Origin of the sequence: Streptomyces sp. 11-1-2 (assembly GCF_003595545.1) — a bacterium.
GTDB classification, from domain to species: Bacteria; Actinomycetota; Actinomycetes; order Streptomycetales; family Streptomycetaceae; genus Streptomyces; species Streptomyces hygroscopicus_B.
In genome coordinates, this window is the sequence record NZ_CP022545.1 from 8289318 (window position 1) to 8307141 (window position 17824).

General features: G+C 73.6%; 11 protein-coding genes and 2 pseudogenes. 8 read left to right on the top strand and 5 right to left on the bottom strand.

Going from position 1 to position 17824, the window contains the following annotated elements:
• Window positions 1-49: 49 nt before the first annotated feature.
• Entirely contained in the window at window positions 50-3211 is a 3162-nt protein-coding gene (locus CGL27_RS35605) for a glycoside hydrolase family 38 C-terminal domain-containing protein (protein ID WP_119991877.1), read from the bottom strand.
• Window positions 3212-3461: 250 nt separating this feature from the next.
• Between CGL27_RS35605 and CGL27_RS35610 the strand changes: the two genes are divergently transcribed.
• Window positions 3462-3878, top strand: coding sequence for an ATP-binding protein (locus tag CGL27_RS35610; RefSeq protein WP_119991878.1), 417 nt, complete (start codon window positions 3462-3464; stop codon window positions 3876-3878).
• A gap of 132 nt (window positions 3879-4010) precedes the next feature.
• Here CGL27_RS35610 and CGL27_RS35615 read toward each other — a convergent pair whose 3' ends face one another.
• Window positions 4011-5168: a DUF2637 domain-containing protein gene (locus CGL27_RS35615; RefSeq protein ID WP_119991879.1), complete on the bottom strand. Its 1158-nt coding sequence runs from the start codon at window positions 5166-5168 to the stop codon at window positions 4011-4013.
• A gap of 372 nt (window positions 5169-5540) precedes the next feature.
• On the opposite strand from CGL27_RS35615, the gene CGL27_RS35620 reads away from it, so the two are divergent.
• Entirely contained in the window at window positions 5541-6203 is a 663-nt protein-coding gene (locus CGL27_RS35620) for a GntR family transcriptional regulator (RefSeq protein ID WP_240451036.1), read from the top strand.
• 472 nt (window positions 6204-6675) lie between these two features.
• Here CGL27_RS35620 and CGL27_RS35625 read toward each other — a convergent pair whose 3' ends face one another.
• Window positions 6676-7557 (bottom strand): hypothetical protein, encoded by an 882-nt coding sequence (locus CGL27_RS35625; protein WP_078644535.1) that lies wholly within the window; start codon window positions 7555-7557, stop codon window positions 6676-6678.
• 120 nt (window positions 7558-7677) lie between these two features.
• The gene (locus CGL27_RS35630; RefSeq protein WP_119991880.1) at window positions 7678-9495 is read right to left on the bottom strand and encodes a PucR family transcriptional regulator ligand-binding domain-containing protein; all 1818 of its coding nucleotides are present in this window, start codon (window positions 9493-9495) and stop codon (window positions 7678-7680) included.
• 234 nt (window positions 9496-9729) lie between these two features.
• Here CGL27_RS35630 and CGL27_RS35635 point away from each other — a divergent pair, with 234 nt between their 5' ends.
• The 6 genes and pseudogenes from CGL27_RS35635 to CGL27_RS35665 form a co-directional block, all read left to right on the top strand.
• A complete protein-coding gene (locus CGL27_RS35635; RefSeq protein ID WP_119991881.1) occupies window positions 9730-10620 on the top strand; it encodes a xanthine dehydrogenase family protein subunit M in 891 nt (296 codons plus the stop codon).
• Window positions 10611-11366 carry a (2Fe-2S)-binding protein gene (locus CGL27_RS35640; RefSeq protein ID WP_119991882.1) on the top strand — a complete coding sequence of 252 codons (756 nt, stop codon included), beginning with the start codon at window positions 10611-10613 and terminating at the stop codon, window positions 11364-11366. The genes CGL27_RS35635 and CGL27_RS35640 overlap by 10 nt, the downstream gene beginning before the upstream one ends.
• A gap of 2 nt (window positions 11367-11368) precedes the next feature.
• The gene (gene pucD, locus CGL27_RS35645; protein ID WP_119991883.1) at window positions 11369-13765 is read left to right on the top strand and encodes a xanthine dehydrogenase subunit D; all 2397 of its coding nucleotides are present in this window, start codon (window positions 11369-11371) and stop codon (window positions 13763-13765) included.
• An 81-nt stretch (window positions 13766-13846) separates the two neighbouring features.
• On the top strand, window positions 13847-14998 hold the full coding sequence (locus CGL27_RS35650; protein ID WP_078647739.1) for an XdhC/CoxI family protein: 1152 nt from the start codon (window positions 13847-13849) through the stop codon (window positions 14996-14998).
• Window positions 14999-15344: 346 nt separating this feature from the next.
• A pseudogene (locus CGL27_RS35655) lies at window positions 15345-15695 on the top strand (glycoside hydrolase family 6 protein); the annotation flags it as partial.
• A 462-nt stretch (window positions 15696-16157) separates the two neighbouring features.
• Window positions 16158-16838 (top strand): annotated as a pseudogene (locus CGL27_RS35665) (glycoside hydrolase family 6 protein); the annotation flags it as partial.
• Window positions 16839-16848: 10 nt separating this feature from the next.
• On the opposite strand, the gene CGL27_RS35670 reads toward CGL27_RS35665, so the two are convergent.
• Window positions 16849-17742 (bottom strand): phosphatidylinositol-specific phospholipase C, encoded by an 894-nt coding sequence (locus tag CGL27_RS35670; protein ID WP_078644543.1) that lies wholly within the window; start codon window positions 17740-17742, stop codon window positions 16849-16851.
• Window positions 17743-17824 lie beyond the last annotated feature (82 nt).

A 17824-nucleotide genomic window follows, 5' to 3' on the forward strand; every position in this document is an offset into this window, starting at 1 on the left:
CGCCGCCCGGCCCCGGCCCCTGTATCAGTCCCTCACCGCACCGGCCCCCTCACCGCACCGGCCGCAGCCGCAGCGTGAGGATCTGGTGCGGGCGCAGGGCCAGCGTCAGCCCGCCCGGACCCGTGGCCGCCTCGTGCAGCGGACGCTCCAGCAGATCCGTCACATCCGCCCCGAGCACCGGGAAGCCGGTGACCAGCGTGCCCGCCGCCCGGCCGCCGTGGGACTCGTACAGCCGCACCACCACATCGCCGCTGCGGTCCTCGGCGAGCTTGACCGACTCGACCGTGATCGCGGGGTTGTCCACCGACACCAGCGGCGCCCGCTCGGCCGGTCCGGCGGGCAGGGCGCGCAGCGGCAGGTTGAGGGCGAGCCCCTCGGCGACCGCCTCGGCGACGCCCGCGCCCGGCAGCAGGGCGTAGCGGAAGCGGTGGACGCCCAGGTCGGTCTCCGGGTCGGGGCTGTGCGGGGCGCGCAGCAGGGTGAGCCGCACGGTGGTGCCCAGTACCTCGCCGTCGTCCGTGTCGTGCGCCGTACGGGTCACATCGTGGCCGTACGTCGAGTCGTTGAGCACCGCCGCCCCGTAGCCGGGCTCGGCGACCCGCAGCCAGCGGTGCGCGCAGATCTCGAACCGGGCCGCGTCCCAACTGGTGTTGGTGTGGGTGGCGCGGTCCACATGGCCGAACTGGATCTCCGCGGTGGACACCTGGGCGTGGATGTCCAGCGGGAACGCCGCCTTGAGGACCTTCTCCGACTCCTGCCAGTCCACCTCCGTGGCGATGTCGAGGCGCCGGTCGCCCGCGGCCAGCGTCAGCTCCTGGGTGATGCGCGAGGCGCCGAAGGACCGTATGACCCGGACCGTGGCGCGCAGCGGACCGGACTCGATCAGCTCGACGGACTCGGCGTCGGTCAGATCGGTGTGGCTGCGGCGGTAGTGCCGGTCGATGTCCCAGGCGTCCCAGTGGTTGGGGTGGTCGGGGTGGAGCTGGAGAAGGTTGCCGCGAGCGCCCGGGGCCAGCACCTCACGGCTCGCGTCCAGGTCCAGCACCGAGGTGAGCAGCCCCTCGGCGTCGATGGTCACCCGCAGCCGGTCGTTGTCGAGGACGATGGACTGACCGTCGCTCAGCGCGGTCACCGGCGGTGCCCCGTGGGGCGCGCCGGTGGTGGTGGCCGCCGCCGCCCGCGGGGCGGCGCCCAGCGGTGCCGCGCCCAGCCCGGCGACCCGCACCGCGACCGCCGTACGGCCGTCGCCCAGCGGCTGGACCGGGGCCCCGGACGGCAGGGCGGCCGCCGTCTCCGCGTCCAGGACGGCGATCTCCTCGCGCTCGTACGGCGAGGCGTTGAGCACGGCGGGCCCGTCGCCGCCCAGCGCCGCAACCGCCTCCGCGACGATCCCCGCCAGCTCGGCGCGCGCCTGCTCATAGCTGTCCCGCGCCTCGCGGTGCACCCAGGCGATCGACGAGCCGGGCAGGATGTCGTGGAACTGGTGCAGCAGCACCGTCTTCCAGATCCGGTCCAGGTCGTCGTACGGATACGCGTAGCCGGGCGCGTGCAGCGCGGCGGCCGTGGCCCACAGCTCGGCCTCCCGCAGCAGATGCTCACTGCGCCGGTTGCCCTGCTTGGTCTTGGCCTGGGTGGTGTACGTGGCCCGGTGCAGCTCCAGATACAGCTCGCCCGACCACACCGGCGCCTTGGCCCCGTACTCCCGCTCGGCCTCCGTGAAGAACACCGAAGGTGGCTGGATCTCGACGGTCGGCGAGCCCTCCAGGGAGGCGAGCCGCCGAGCCTTCTCCATCATCTCGCGGGTCGGACCGCCACCGCCGTCGCCGAAGCCGAAGGGCACCAGCGAGCGGGTCGCCAGTCCCTTGTCGGCGAAGTTCCGCTCGGCGTGGGCGAGTTCGGAGGCGCTGAACTGGGCGTTGTAGGTGTCCACCGGCGGGAAGTGGGTGAAGACCCGGGTGCCGTCGATGCCCTCCCACCAGAACGTGTGGTGCGGCATCTTGTTGACCTGGTTCCACGACAGCTTCTGGGTGAGGAACCACTTCACCCCCGCCAGCTTGGCGAGCTGCGGGAAGGCGGCCGTGTAGCCGAAGGAGTCCGGCAGCCAGATCTCCTCGGTGTCCACCCCCAGCTCCTCCAGGAAGAACCGCTTGCCGTGCACGATCTGCCGGGCCAGCGCCTCGCCGCCGGGCATATTGGCGTCCGACTCGACCCACATCGAGCCCACCGGCGCCCAGGTGCCGTCAGCCACCGCCTTCTTGATCCGCTCCCAGATATGCGGCTGGTGCTCCTTGACCCAGGCGTACTGCTGCGCCTGTGAGCAGGCGAAGACCAGCTCCGGGTACTCGCCCGCGAGCGCGGTGACATTGGCGAAGGTGCGGGACGCCTTGCGCACCGTCTCGCGCAGCGGCCACAGCCACGCCGAGTCGATATGGGCGTGCCCGGCGGCCGAGACCCGGTGCGCGCTGGAGTGCGCGGGACGGCTGAGCGCGTCGGTCAGCTCGGCGCGGGCGGCGGCCGCGGTGCCGGGGACATCGTGCAGATCGAGCGCGTCCAGCGCGTTCTCCAGGGCGCGCAGGATCTCATGGCGGCGCGGCCGGTCCGCCGGCAGCTCGCCCATCAGCTCCGACAGCACCTCGATGTCCAGGATCAGATGCCAGACGGTCTCGTCGAGGACCGCCAGCTCCGCCGAGGCGAAGCGGTACAGCGGCTCGTCCCCGGCGGTCAGCACATCGCCGAGCCGGGTCGGGATGAAGCCGTCACGCAGCACGGACGGGTTGGCGGCGGCCTCCAGCAGCAGCCGTACGGGCTCGCCGCCGGCCGCGGGGGCCGCGACCGGGATATGGCGGTTGCGTGGATGGATGCCCTTGATCGGCACGCCCTCCGCGTCGTACACCAGCCCCTCGGCCTGGAACCCCGGGGCGTCGTCGGTGAAGCCCGGGTCGATGACGGCCTCCACCCGCCGCCCCGCCCACTCCTGGGGCACGCTGCCCTCCAGCCGGAACCACCAGGTCGACCACGGACTGCCCCAGTCCGTGCCGGTGGTGAACGGCTCGTAGGTGCCGGTCAGCGCCTCCGCGACCGGCACCGGCTCACCGGGGGTGCGCCACGCGGAGAGGGTCAGCGGCACCCGGGCCGTGTACTGGGCGGGCCTGATGAACTGGCGCAGCGCGCGGTCCAGGCGGCCCTCCACCAATGGTCGGTCGTCGTGCATCACGGCTCCTCGGCTCGAGCTCGGTGGATCACTCAGCGGATCACTCCCAGCATTTCCCTCGGTGTGTGGATGGCAACACCCGGGCATGCATTTCCGTGAGCGTGTTCGACGACATTTGACGCTGGCCGCCGCCTCGGGGCGGCCGGGGCGGGGGAGGATGAAGCGTCAGCCTGTACGGCCGGGCCGGATGCCCGGGCACGGTCGGCCGGATGCGAGGCCGAAGGCCGCGGAGGCTGCGGAGGCTGTTCCGGTGGAGCGTGGCCCGGTCCTGACCAAACGATTGGCGCACGACGATCTGGCGGTGGTGGCGCAGGTCCGCGCGGAGCTGCGCGAGCTGCTGCGGCACTGGGGCGGGCCCGGCCGGGGCGACCTCGCCGAGCTGCTCACCAGCGAGCTGGTGACCAACGCACTGGTGCACACCGGCCATGGCGCACAGATCACGGCCTCGCTGGGGGACGGGCCGGGCGCGCGCGTCACCGGACGATTACGGGTGGAGGTGCGGGATTTCGTGTCCCGGCATCCGACGCTGCGCGACCGGCCCGCGGAGGACAGCACATCCGGGCGCGGACTGCTGCTGGTGCATACGCTCGCGGACGCCTGGGGCGTGCGGGCGCACGGGGTGGGCAAGGTCTTGTGGTTCGAACTCGAAGCGGAAGGCGTTCCGTAGCCGCGCTCCACGGCGCGTGGCCCGTTGGGCGTGCGCCGCGTTGGGGACGTGCGACGCGTGGCGCGTAGGCCGTGGGGTTACGGAGCCGCCGAGCGGCGGGCGGGGACACGCGTCCCCGCCCCGGCCGCCCGCTCAGCCGAAGGCGCGCTCGATCTGCGCCAGCTTCTCCTCGAGGGAGTCCAGCCGCGGGATCGTGAGCGTGTCGTCCTCGGCCGTGAGGTCGATGGTGTGGGGACGGCCGGCCTCGGAGTCCTTGTCCTTCTCACCGAAGCCGAAGCTGAAATCCCGGTCGCGGTCCCGTTTCCGGTCGCGGTCCAGGTCGCCGAGCCCGGCCTCGGCGCCACCCGCGGACCGCAGGGCGGGCCGGGCGGAGGCCGCGGAGAGCTGACCCTGGTCCGGGGCCCCGGCGGTCTCCAGCACCTTCTCGCCTATGGCAGGCTCCGAACTGAGCTGCGCGGGCTGCGCGGCGGCGGTGACCTCCACCTGACGGCCGCCACGACGGCCCCACATCCGGTGCTGCCGGTTGATCGCCCGGATCCGGGCCCGGTCCAGCTTCTCCTGATCGCGCCGGCGGGTGCGGTTGTGCTCCTTCTCGCGCCGGTCCTCGCGGACCTCCTCGACCGCCTCGTCCAGCGTCCGCACGCCCTCGAGCAGCATCAGCGACCATGCGGCGAAGGTCTCGCGCGGAGCGCGCAGCCAGCGGACGACGCGGATCTGCGGCAGCGGCCGCGGCACCAGGCCCTGCTCGCGCAGCGCCGCCCGGCGGGTCTGCTTCAGGGCCCGGTCGAAGAGGACCGCCGCCGAGAGCGACATGCCCGCGAAGAACTGCGGGGCGCCCGCGTGGCCCATGCCGCGCGGCGCGTGCACCCAGTTGAACCAGGCCGCCGCACCCGCGAACAGCCACACCAGCATGCGCGAGCCGAGCGCCGCGTCACCGTGGCTGGCCTCCCGCACCGCCAGCACCGAGCAGAACATCGCCGCGCCGTCGAGGCCGAACGGCACCAGGTACTCCCAGCCGTTGGTCAGCGCGAGGTTCTCCCGCCCGAAGCCCACCAGGCCCTGGAAGGAGAGCGCTGCGGCCACCCCGGCGCAGCAGAACAGCAGGATATAGGCGGCCATCCCGTAGACGGCCTCCTTACGGCGCCGACGCTCTTCGCTGCGCTCCCAGGAGTCGGTGATGACGCTCTCGTCCTTCTTCCGTCGGCCGCGCGCGAGGACAACCGCCGCCCCCACGACGCCGGCGAGCGCCACGACGACTGGCAGAACCAGCGATATGTCGGTCAGTCTCATCCGGTGCCCCTTGATTGGCTTCCATGAAGTTCTGGCCGCAGTGCGGCCTACCGCGCGCGACATCCTGGCGGAATCCTGCCGGGCCTCGAGCGGTTTTGGGACAAGAGGCCGCCAAGTAGGCGGGGGGACACGCGAATAGGTGCGATGCGATCCGAACACTCGCGCTGAGCAAGCGGCTTGATTCTATTCACGGAACTCGATCGCGGGTAATCCGACCGATCGGCTTGCCGTCGGCGTACGGTCCGTGTACGCGGCGTAACGTTACCGCGACCTTAAATGATGTTTACGGGCTTTGCCCGGGAGCGGCCTCCGCATATCGTTCGACGGGATGTCAGGAGGACCGGAGTGGAGCAGTCCGAAGCACAGGTGGCGATGGAGCCGCCGCCCTCCTGTGGCGTGCCCGCGGCACGCAGGTCTCCGCGCCGCCATTCGGTGCGCGGCCAGATCCTGGATGCCCTGCGGGAGGCGCTGGCCGGCGGTGAGCTGATCCCGGGCGAGGTGTACTCGGCCCCGGTCCTTGCCGAGCGCTTCGGCGTCTCGCCCACCCCCGTACGGGAGGCCATGCAGCAGCTCGCGGGCGAGGGCGCCGTCGAGGTGGTGCCGAACCGCGGCTTCCGGGTCTCCCGCCGCAGCGAGCGCGATCTGGCCGAGCTCGCCGAGGTGCGGGCGCTGCTGGAGGTCCCGGTGATGCTCAGCCTGGCGGAGGCGATCGCGCCCGAGCGCTGGGCCGGGCTGCGGCCCTTCGCGGAGGCGACGGCGGCTGCCGCCATGACGGGTGACCGGGCCGCCTATCTGGAGTCGGACCGCACCTTCCACCAGACCGTGCTCGGGTTGGCCGGAAACCAGCAGCTCGTGATCGTCGCCGACGACCTGCACCGCCGCGCCCAGTGGCCCCTGGCCTGCGGCCGGGCGACCCGCACCGCCGACCTCGTCGCCGACGCGGAGGAGCATATGGCCCTCCTCGACGCCCTGGCCGCCCGCGACCTCGACACGGTCGAATCCCTCACCCGCGCCCACTTCGTCCCGACGGTCTGAGGGCTGTGGGAGCGTAGGCCCCCACACCCCGGCCGTCCCCGGGCCCGTGCGCACCACTGCCTCCGGGGGCGTCCCGCCCGGGCCGGAGCCGACCGGCTCCCGGTCGGCATCCGCCCTGCCGCGCGGGCGGCCGCCCGCTGCGCCCGGGCTCGGCGTGCGTCACCCCCTCCGAGGGCCTCGCCCTGGCCGGGGCGGGAGGTGGACCCACCCCGCCCTGCTCCGTCGTGGGCGCGGTCGTACGGACGCCCGCGGCGGCGGCGGGGTGAAGGCGCGGCGGCCGCCTCCGTGACGGCCGTGACAGGTCCGCCACGTTGCCGTCGGGCCTCGCGGGCGTTGCCCGGTGGACCGACGGACCTCGGGTCGAAGGCGGGGGCTGATCCGGCCGCCCCGCGGCGTGGTGTGCCCCGCCCCGCGGCGTGGTGTGCCCCGCCCCGGGGCGTGGTGTGCCCCGCCCCGGGGCGGCCGGTGCGGGTCAGTCGGTGGTGTCCGCAGGGGTGAGCTGTTCCGCGAGCCAGACGGGGACGCCGCCCAGGAGGCGGACCAGGCGGGCCGCTTCGGTGCGCAGGCGGGTGGCCTCGTCGGGGTCGGGTTCGACATCGGCCAGGGCGGCCAGGGCCGGGGCGATGCCGACCAGATAGCCCAGCTCCTCACGGATCCGCAGCGACTCGGCGAAGCCGTGGCGCGCTTCGGGCAGATCGCCGTCCGCCTCCGCCATGGCGGCCAGATGGCGCCAGGTGAACGAGCGCAGCAGGGTGTCGCCGTGGGCCGCCGCGCCCGCGTGGGCGCGCTGGAAGGCGGCCAGGGCGCCGGTCGGGTTGTGGGCGAGGTGCTGGGAGATCAGCCCGCGCCGGAAGTCCAGCAGCGGCCGGATCGGGGAGCCCGGTGAGAGCAGCGCGGCGGCGCGTCCGAGCGCGGTCCGCGCCTCGTCGGCCCGGTCCCGCACCCCGACCAGCGTGGACGCGTACGCCAGATAGCCGCGTTCGCACGCGGTCGCGCCCCGCTCGGTGTCGGTGAGCGCGAGCGCCTCCGCCGCCCGCAGGGCGTCATCGGCCGCGTCCCAGCCCGCGGAGGTGTACATGCACCGTTCGATCAGGACGGCGCTGCGCTTGAGCGCGGCGGCGGCGTCGTCCACCGCATGCGGGGTGAGCAGTTCGGCGGCGTCTTTCCAGCAGCCGCGCGAACGCAGCCGCCACACCGCCGTGTCGAGTGGGTCGTCCACGAGCGGGTCGAACCCGCGCCCCGCCGGTACCTCGGAATGAGGATCGGACGATCCAGGTGGTGACATGGCGGTGTCCGCCACATTGCCCTCCCCAAGCGCGCCATCGAGCCGGAAGCTGTGGGCGAATCTCAGCATGAATGCGCGCGCCCGGCCAAGAGGTTGGTGTGAATCAATTCACAAACCCCTGGCAAGAGTGATGGCGCGTTGTCACGCGTCCGGGCGTGTCCCCGGGCCACGGCCACGCCCCGCCGGGCGTCAGCTCATGCGCAGCGCGAGGAAGAAGTCCAGCTTGTCCTCCAGGCGCGACAGCTCGCGCCCGGTCAGCTGCTCGATCCGGCCGATCCGGTAGCGCAGCGTGTTGACGTGCAGATGCAGCCGGGAGGCGCAGCGCGTCCAGGAGCCGTCGCAGTCCAGGAACGCCTCCAGGGTCGGGATCAGCTCGGCCCGGTGGCGCCGGTCGTACTCGCGCAGCGGGTCCAGCAGCCGGGCGGTGAAGGCGCGCCGCACATCGTCCGGGACGAAGGGGAGCAGCAGTACGTGCGAGGCCAGCTCCTGATGCCCGGCCGCGCAGACCCGCCCGGGGCGGGCGGCGGCGACGCGCCGGGCGTGCCGGGCCTCCTCCAGGGCGCCGCGCAGCCCGTCGGCGGAGTGGACGGCGGCGCTGACGCCGAGGGTCAGCCGGCCGTCGCCGTCCAGACCGCGGGAGAGCGGCTCCCGGACGGCGGTGAGCAGCGCGTCGGCCTGCAGCCCCGCCGTGGCGTGGTCCATGCCGCCGCCCTCCCACGGGCCGTCGGTGAGCGCCGGGAGGGGGACGAGTGCCACCGCCTCGTCCCCGGTGTGGGCCACGGCGATCCGGTCCGAGAGCTCCGGCCCGGGCGCGGCCGGGGCGACCAGGATCTCCTCCAGCAGCGACTGGGCGGCCCGGGCGCCGAGGACGGCCCCGCCCTCACGAGTGAAGCCGTCCCGCGTGGCGCCGTCTCGTGCGGCGCCGTCCCGCGTGGCGCCGTCCCGCATGGAGCCCGCGGTGCCCTCGCGCGCCCCGCCGTCCGCGCCGCGCTCCGCCTCCGCGGTGACGCCCCACTCCACCCGGGCCACCACCACCTGCCAGTGCGGCGCCGTGCCGAGCCCCGGCAGCAGCACCGGGGTGGCCACCCGCAGCCGGGCCGCGATCTCGGCGGGGGGCGCGCCCGTCTGGACCAGCTCCAGCACCTCCTGGGCGAGCCTGCGCCGCACGGTGCGCGACGCGTTCCGCCGGTCGCGCTCGACCGCGATCAGCTGGGTGACCCCGTAGAGCAGATCCAGCCGTTCCTCCGGCCATTCGTCGGCGTCCGCGCCGACCACCAGCAGCCAGTCGGAGAGCACGGTCTCGCGCACCTCCTCGCCCGTGTCACCGCTGCGGATGGGGAAGAGGGAGTACGTCATGCCGTCCGCGGCGGTCATCCGGTGCGGGCCGCGCCGCCCGTCGCGCCGGGCGGCCAGATGCTCGCCCGCAAGCTGGGCGCGGACCGCCGCGGGCGGCTCCGCCGCCGCTCCGGCGGCGGTGGGTCCGGCGATCCGGCGGCCGGTGGGGGAGAGCACCCACGCGGTCAGGTCCAGGTCCGAGCGGAGCAGGTCAAGGGCCACCTCGGGGCCGCCGCCCGCGGGCCCGGACGTCATCAGCCGGCGGTGCCGGTCGACGACCGCCGCCAGATCCCCGGCCCGCTCACCGGAGACCTGGCGCACCACATGCTCGGTGATCGTGGCGAACGCGACGTCCTCGACCACGGAGAACAGCGGCAGCCGATGCCGTCCGCAGGCCAGCACCAGATCCTCGGGTACGGCACCCAGCTCCGCCTCGCCCGCCGCCAGCCCCGCCACCCCAGCCGCCGCGAGGATGCGGACGAACCGCTCGGAGTCCTCCGGCTCACGCCGCCACGCGAGCCCGGTCAGCACGAGTTCACCGCCCGAGAGATAGCGGCTGGGGTCGCGCAGGTCGGTGGTCATGACGCCGCGTACGGTACGGTCCAGCTCGCTCTCGCCACCGAGTAGGCGCAGGCCCAGGGTGTCGTTCTCCAGCAGTGCGCGCAGCCGCATGGGATGCCAGCCGATCTTGTTCCGTGTTGCCGGTCGAATACCGCGAGGTTTCGGGGCCCCGCCGTTCGTTCGAATCTACAAGACCCGCCCCCTGGCCAGCCAATTGCTTCATGTCTTCGGTGACTGCACCATGTGGCCCACACCTCGGTCTACTGGCGTTGAGTCGCGTGCAGAGTTCTGGGAGGGGGCTCCCGCCTGCCGACGGCGACGCCGACGATCCGAGAAGAGAGACCCATGGACTTCCTGCGCCCCGCCGGCTGGGAGGAGGCGCTCGCCGCGAAGGCCGAGCACCCCACCGCCGTGCCCATCGCGGGCGGCACCGATGTGATGGTCGAGATCAACTTCGATCACCGGCGGCCCGAGTATCTGCTCGATCTGACCCGCGTCGCCGAACTGGCCGAGTGGGAGGCCACCGACCGTACGGTCCGGCTGGGCGCGGGCGTCCCGTACACGCGCATCATCGAGGAGCTCCGGACCGAGCTGCCGGGGCTGGCGCTCGCCGCGCACACCGTCGGCTCACCGCAGATCCGCAACCGCGGCACCGTCGGCGGCAACCTCGGCGCCGCCTCGCCCGCCGGGGACGCGCATCCCGCGCTGCTGGCGGCCGGGGCCGAGGTGGAGGCGGCCTCGGTGCGCGGCACCCGGCGCATCCCCGTCGAGGAGTTCTTCACCGGGGTCAAGCGCCATGCCCTGGAGCCCGATGAGCTGATCCGGGCGGTGCACATCCAGAAGGCGGACGGTCCGCAGCAGTTCTCCAAGGTCGGCACCCGGAACGCCATGGTGATCGCGGTCTGTGCCTTCGCCGTCGCGCTCCATCCGCGCACCCGCACCGTGCGCACCGGCATCGGATCGGCCGCGCCCACGCCCGTACGGGCCCATGAGGCCGAGGAGTTCCTGGGCGCGGCGCTCGAGGAGGGCGGCTTCTGGGACAGCGGGGCGCCCCTCGACCCGTCGATGGCCCGGCGGTTCGCCGAGCTGTGCGCCGGGGCGTGCCGCCCGATCGACGACGTACGCGGCAGTGCCGCCTACCGCCGTCACGCGGTGGGGGTCATGGCGCGCCGCACGCTCGGCTGGACCTGGGAGGCGTATCGCGAGGGAGACGGGAGGACCGCACAGTGCGCGTGAACATCACGGTCAACGGGCGGCCGTACGAGGCCGATGACGTCTGGGAGGGCGAGTCCCTGCTGTACGTGCTGCGCGAGCGGATGGGGCTTCCCGGTTCGAAGAACGCCTGTGAGCAGGGCGAATGCGGATCCTGCACGGTCCGCCTCGACGGGGTGCCGGTATGCGCCTGTCTGGTGGCGGCGGGGCAGGCCGAGGGCCGCGAAGTGGTCACCGTCGAGGGACTCGCGGACCACGCCCGGCAGCGGTCGGCCGCCCACGCGGCTGGGGCCGTTCGCCCCGGGGAGCCCGGGGCAGGCCCCTCCGGGGAGCCGGGAACGGGCCGTTCCGGCGTGTCCGAGGCCGTCCGCCCCGGAGCGCCCGGGACGGGCCGCACCGGGGAGCCCGAGGTCCGTCCCGCGGAGCCCGAGGCCATCCGCTCCGGGGAACCTGGGGCGGGTCACCCCGGAGAGCCCGAGGCCGTCCGTCCCCGGCCGCCCGAGCCATCCCGCCCCGAGCCATCCCGCCCCGGGCAGGTCGCCCCGCTGGCCCCCGTCCAGCAGGCGTTCATCGACGCCGGCGCCGTCCAGTGCGGCTTCTGCACCCCCGGACTGCTCGTGGCCGCCGATGAGCTGCTGGAGCGCACCCCCGACCCCTCCGACGCCGATATCCGCGAGGCGCTCTCCGGCAACCTCTGCCGCTGCACCGGCTACGAGAAGATCCTCGACGCGGTCCGGCTCGCGGCCGCCCGCACCGGGAAGGCGGTCTGACCATGGCAGCCGACCGCACCGCCAGTGCCCCCACCGCCCTCACCCAGGCCACCGGCGCCACCAGGGGGACGATCGGCGAGTCCACTCTGCGCCCCGACGGCACCCTCAAGGTGACCGGCGAGTTCGCGTACTCCTCGGACCTGTGGCACGAGGACATGCTGTGGGGCTTCACCCTCCGCAGCCCGTACGCCCACGCCGCGATCAGGGCCATCGACACCGCCGAGGCGCTCGCCCTGCCCGGGGTGTACGCCGTCATGACCCATGACGATCTGCCCGCCGAGACCCACTACGGCCTGGAGATCCACGACCAGCCCGTGCTCGCGAAGGACCGGGTCCGCTACCACGGCGAGCCCGTCGCGATCGTCGCCGCCGACCACCCCGAGACCGCCCGCCGCGCCGCCGCCCGGATCGCGGTGGAGTACGAGGAGCTGCCGCTGGTCGTCGACGAGGCCACCGCCACCGCGCCGGACGCGCCGCTGCTCCACCCCGGCCGCCGGGACCACCACGCCGCCCACGCCCCGCATCCGAACATCGTGCACCGCCAGCCCGTCCTGCGCGGCGATGTCGCCGCCGCCCGGGCCCGCGCCGATGTGGTGGTCCGCCGGGACTACGAGGTGGGCATGCAGGACCAGGCGTTCCTCGGCCCGGAGTCGGGGCTCGCGGTGCCCGCCGAGGACGGCGGTGTGGACCTCTACATCGCCACCCAGTGGCTGCATGTCGACCGCGATCAGCTCGCCCCGGTCCTCGGGCTGCCCGCCGACAAGGTGCGGCTGACGCTGTCGGGGGTGGGCGGGGCGTTCGGCGCGCGCGAGGACCTGTCCATGCAGGCCCACGCCTGTCTGCTGGCGCTGCGGACCGGAAAGCCCGTCAAGATCGTCTACAACCGGTACGAATCCTTTTTCGGCCATGTCCACCGCCACCCCGCCAAGCTCACCTATGAACACGGCGCGAGCCGCGACGGCACGCTGCTCTACGTCCAGTGCCGCATCGTCCTGGACGGCGGGGCGTACGCCTCCTCCTCCCCGGCGGTCGTCGGCAACGCCGCCTCCCTGTCGATCGGCCCCTACGTCGTCGAGAACGTCGACGTCGAGGCCATCGCGCTCTACTCCAACAACCCGCCCTGCGGGGCGATGCGCGGCTTCGGCGCCGTCCAGGCATGCTTCGCCTACGAGGCGCAGATGGACGCGGTGGCGGCCGAACTCGGCCTGGACCCGGTGGAGTTCCGGCAGCGCAACGCCATGTCCCAGGGCGCCACCATGCCCACAGGACAGCTCGTCGACTCCCCGGCCCCGGTCGCCGAGCTGCTGCGCCGGGTCAAGGCGCTGCCGATGCCGCCCGAGCGCGGGTGGGAGGCGGCGGGCGGCCCCGTGGACGTACGGGCCCTGCCGGGCGGGCTGTCCAACACCACCCACGGCGAGGCCGTGGTGCGCGGGGTGGGCTATGCGGTCGGCATCAAGAACGTCGGCTTCTCCGAGGGCTTCGACGACTACTCCACCGCCCGGATCCGGCTGGAAGTGATCGGTGGCGAGCCGGTCGCCCTGGTGCACACCGCGATGGCCGAGGTCGGCCAGGGCGGCGTCACCGTGCACGCCCAGATCGCCCGCACCGAGCTGGGCGTCGACCAGGTCACCATTCACCCGGCCGACACCCGGGTCGGCTCGGCCGGTTCCACCTCCGCCTCCCGCCAGACGTATATGACGGGCGGTGCCGTCAAGCACACCTGCGAGGCGGTCCGGGAGGAGGTGCTGCGGCGCGGCCGGGAGCGGTTCGGCGCCTCCCACCCCGCCTGGGCGGAGCCCGCCCGGCTGCGGCTGGCGGACGGCAAGGTGGTCACCGACGGCGGTGAGGTGATCGGCGACCTGGCCGGGATCCTCGGCGACGAGGCGATCGACCTGGAGCGGGAGTTCCGGCACCGGCCGACCGAGCCGTTCGATCTGCGCACCGGCCAGGGCTTCGGCCATGTGCAGTACTCCTTCTGCGCCCATCGCGCGGTCGTCGAGGTCGACACCGAGCTGGGCCTGGTCAAGGTGGTCGAGCTGGCGGCGGCGCAGGACGTGGGCAAGGCGATCAACCCGCTGTCGGTGGTCGGGCAGATCCAGGGCGGTTCCACGCAGGGGCTCGGGCTCGCCGTGATGGAGGAGATCGTCGTCTCGGCGGACGGGGCGCGGGTGCGCAATCCGTCGTTCACGGACTATCTGATCCCCACCATCCTGGACACCCCCGCCATGCCGGTGGACGTGCTGGAGCTGGCCGACGACAACGCCCCGTACGGGCTGCGCGGGGTCGGCGAGGCGCCCACGCTCTCCTCGACCCCGGCCGTCGTCGCCGCCATCCGCGCGGCGACGGGCCTGCCCCTGAAGCGCGTGCCCGTGCGCCCGGAGCACCTGACGGGTACCTGAGGGCAGATATCGGGAGCCGAGTGCGTTGTTCCGGATATCGATGTGCCGCGTATCGATGCGCCGCCCAAGGAGCTGATCACCATGCTGGACATCGCCGCCGAGCTGCACCGCTGGTGCGAGGAGGGCCGGGACTTCGCCGTCGCCACCGTGGTCTCCGTGGGCGGCAGCGCGCCCCGGCAGCCCGGGGCCGCCCTCGCCGTGGACGCCGAGGGCACGGCGATCGGCAGCGTGTCCGGCGGCTGTGTCGAGGGCGCGGTGTACGAGCTGTGCCAGGAGGCGCTGCGCACCGGCGAGACCGTACGGGAGACCTTCGGCTACTCCGACGAGGACGCCTTCGCGGTCGGCCTGACCTGCGGCGGAGTCATCGATGTCCTGGTCACCCCGGCCCCGGCGGCCGACCGCCGGGTGCGCCCGGTGCTGGCCGCCGCCGCGTCGGCCGCCGCCGACGGCCGGACGGCGGCGCTGGCCCGGATCGTGGACGGCCCGCCCGAGCTGCTGGGCCGCGCCCTGCTCGTCCGCCCGGACGACGGCTGGGACGGCACCCTGGGCGGCCACCCCGAGCTGGACCGTACGGCGGCCGCGGAGGCCCGCGCCCTGCTGGACGCCGGGCGCACCGCGACCGTGGTCATCGGCGCCGAGGGAAGCCGCTGCGGGCAGCCCGTCACCCTGCTCGCCGAGGCCAGCGTCCCGCCGCCGCGCATGATCGTCTTCGGGGCGGTCGACTTCGCGAGCGCGCTCGTACGGATCGGGAGGTTCCTGAACTACCACGTCACGGTCTGCGACGCCCGTCCGGTCTTCGCGACCGCGCTCCGCTTCCCGGACGCCGACGAGGTGGTCGTCGACTGGCCGCACCGCTATCTGGAGAAGACCGAGGTGGACGCCCGCACGGTGCTGTGCGTGCTCACCCACGACCCGAAGTTCGACGTGCCGCTGCTGGAGCGGGCGCTGCGGCTGCCCGTGGCGTACGTCGGCGCGATGGGCTCCGCCCGCACCCACCGGGACCGGCTGCGGCGGCTGCGCGAGGCCGGGGTGGGCGAGCCGGAGCTGGCCCTGCTGCGCTCCCCGATCGGCCTCGACCTCGGCGCCCGTACGCCCGAGGAGACCGCGCTGTCCATCGCCGGCGAGATCGTCGCGAACCGGCGGGGCGGCAGCGGAACACCGCTGACGGGTGCCCGGACCCCGATCCACCACGACACCCGGGCGGCCTCGGACCGGATCGACTCGGTCGCCTGACGTGACCTGACGTCACCTGACATCAGATCAGATCACAGAAGGATCGTCTGACATAAGGCCACTCCTGAGCGGGAAAAACCCTCCGCCACCTGGCGGAGGCTTCTCTTGCCGGACGCCGGTTTCTGAGTGAGAGTCAGAAATCGACCTTGGTTCTGCCGCCCCCTGGAGTGCGCACGTGCGTAAGAGACGCAAGATTCTCACCGTGTCGACGGCCGTCGTGGCCGCGGCCACCCTGCCCCTGTTGATCAGCCCCGTGGTGAGCGCGGCCGCGCGGGAGGACGACGACGATTCCTCCCGCATCGCCCGCCTCTATGCCCCGCCCCCCGACCGGGACTCCTTCCGCCAGGTGGCCCGGCTCGCCTGGCGGGGCGACTTCCGCGACTCCGCCGGGCTCCTCGCCATGGTGCGGACGCCGCAGGCGGTCTGGTACGGGGACGAGACCCCGGAGCAGATCGAGCGGCTGGTCCGCAGGACGACGCGGAGCGCCGACGTGCAGGGGAAGCTGCCGGTCCTCGCCCTCTACAACATCCCGGGCCGTGACTGCGGCAGCTACTCGAGCGGGGGAGCGGACGGACTCGCCGCGTACGAGGCGTGGATCGACGCCGTCGCCGAGGGCATCGGCGGCCGTAAGGTGCTCATCGTCCTCGAACCCGATTCGCTGGCGCTGCTGCCCTCCGACTGCGCCGACGAATCCAACGCCGATCAGACCGCCGTCGAGGAGCAGCCCGCCGCGGAGCAGCCCGCCGAGGAACAACTCGCCGGCGAGCAGCAGACGGCCATCGAGCAGCAGCCCGCCGCCGAGGCACCGCCCACCGATCTGCCCCCGCTGCCCGACCCCGGCGCGTCAACGGCCCCGCCCGCCGCATCGGACGCCCAGGGCACCGGCCAGGACACCGCGCAGTCCCCGGACGCCCAGTCCCCCGACCCGCGGCTCCCCGACCCGCGACTCCCCGCCTCCGAGAGCCCGGCCCCCAAGCCCGCCGAGGCCCAGGAGCCCTCCGGCCTCCAGCCCTCCGCGTCTCAGAGCCCCGCCCCCGAGCCCTCCGCCGAGCAGCCGAGCACCCTCCCCGAGCTGCCCCCGCTCCCCACGCCCGACCCCATGACCCCCGACCTCGAGGACGTGGGCGACCTGGACACCCCGGTGGTCGAGGACCAGGAGACCGCAGCCCGCTACTCCGAGATCAACTACGCGGTCGACTCCCTTACCGCGCTCGGCAATACCTCGGTATACCTGGACGCGGGCCACGCCGGCTGGCACTCCGTCAGGAGCATCGTGCCGCGTCTCATCAAGGCCGGGATCGACCGCGCCACCGGCTTCGCCCTCAACGTCTCCCACTACCAGACCGACCCGGACAGCGCCTGGTACGGCCGGCTGATCTCCTCCTGCCTCGCCTACGCCGACGAGGGCGGGGACCCCGAGGACTGCGCCGACCAGAGCTGGTCACGGCGGCACGCCCGCCGCTGGCTGCACGCCCACGTACCGGACGACCCGGGCCGTATGAAGCACTTCGTCACCGACACCAGCCGCAACGGCCAGGGCCCCTGGGCCCCCAGGGCCGGGGCGCACGCCGACACGCAGTCGTGGTGCAACCCCCCGGCGCGGGGCCTGGGCAGGCGTCCCACCACCCGCACGGGCGACGCACTGCTGGATGCCGCGCTGTGGGTGAAGACGCCGGGCGAGTCGGACGGGCGGTGCCTGCGCGGCACCGACGGGCCCCTGGACCCGGTGCGCGGGACCGTCAACCCCGACGCGGGGGAGTGGTTCCCCGAGCAGGCGCTGGAACTGGTCCGCTACGCGGAACCGTCGGTCAAGGTCTTCCGCCGGTTCCCCGGCCGCTGACGCTCCGCGGTCAGCCGGCCGGATTGTGCCGGACGAGGGCGTCGACCAGGCCGGACGCGGTGTTCGGGAAGTCCATCGGAACGATCCCGAGCCCGGTCCAGCCCTGAGCCTCGGCGCCCTCCAGGAACGACTTCACCTGCGGGTTGAGCCGGTCCGCGTTGGAGCGGGGCGGCAGCAGGGCGGCGGTGGAGACATAGTTCATGAAGAGCTTGCCGGGCTGGGCCGCCGCCTTGCGGAACTGCGCCTCGATCTTCGGGTACTTGCCGAACGGCTCCGCCATGTAGTCGTCCTGGATGTCGAAGAGCCCCCCGTCGCCGTACCGCACCCCCGGCATGTTGTCCGAGTCGGCGAGCAGCACCACCCTGCCCCGGGCCTGGCCCAGGGTGGGGAGGGTGTTGTCCAGGCGGAACAGCGAGCGCCAGCCCTTGTCGTCCAGATAGATGTCGAAGATCCGGCGGAACTCCGCGGCGCTCTCCTCCGAGTACTCCTGCTTGACCCGCATCAGCACGGTCTCCGACGGATGCGCGGAGAGGAAGGAGCGGCAGGCGCCGAGCACATCGTCGAAGTTGAGGTTCTGGTAGAAGGCGCCGTGGTGGATGGGGAAGGCGTTCTCGAAGGCGCGGCAGCGGACGTCCAGGAAGCGGATGCCGCTGCCGAGCTGGTCGGCGATGGTGGTGTTCTGGCACTCGGTCCACGGGCCGCCGAAACGGGCGCCGGAGTCGTGGGTGCCGGGCAGGGTCAGCCGCTGGACCGGAGTGGCGTCGGCGATGGCCGACAGCCAGTCCTGGGCGGCCGACAGCCGGGGCGGCGCGGCGGCCGTGGCCGTCGCGGTACCGCCGACGGCGGTGACCAGCCCCGCGGTGGACAGCGCGGCCGCGCCCCTGAGGAACCCTCGCCGGTCCATACGCGTACTCCCGTCGCTCGCCTGCCCGTGCCGTGCCGTGCCGTGCCGTGCCGCACGGCATCGAAGCACAAACGAGGGGGAG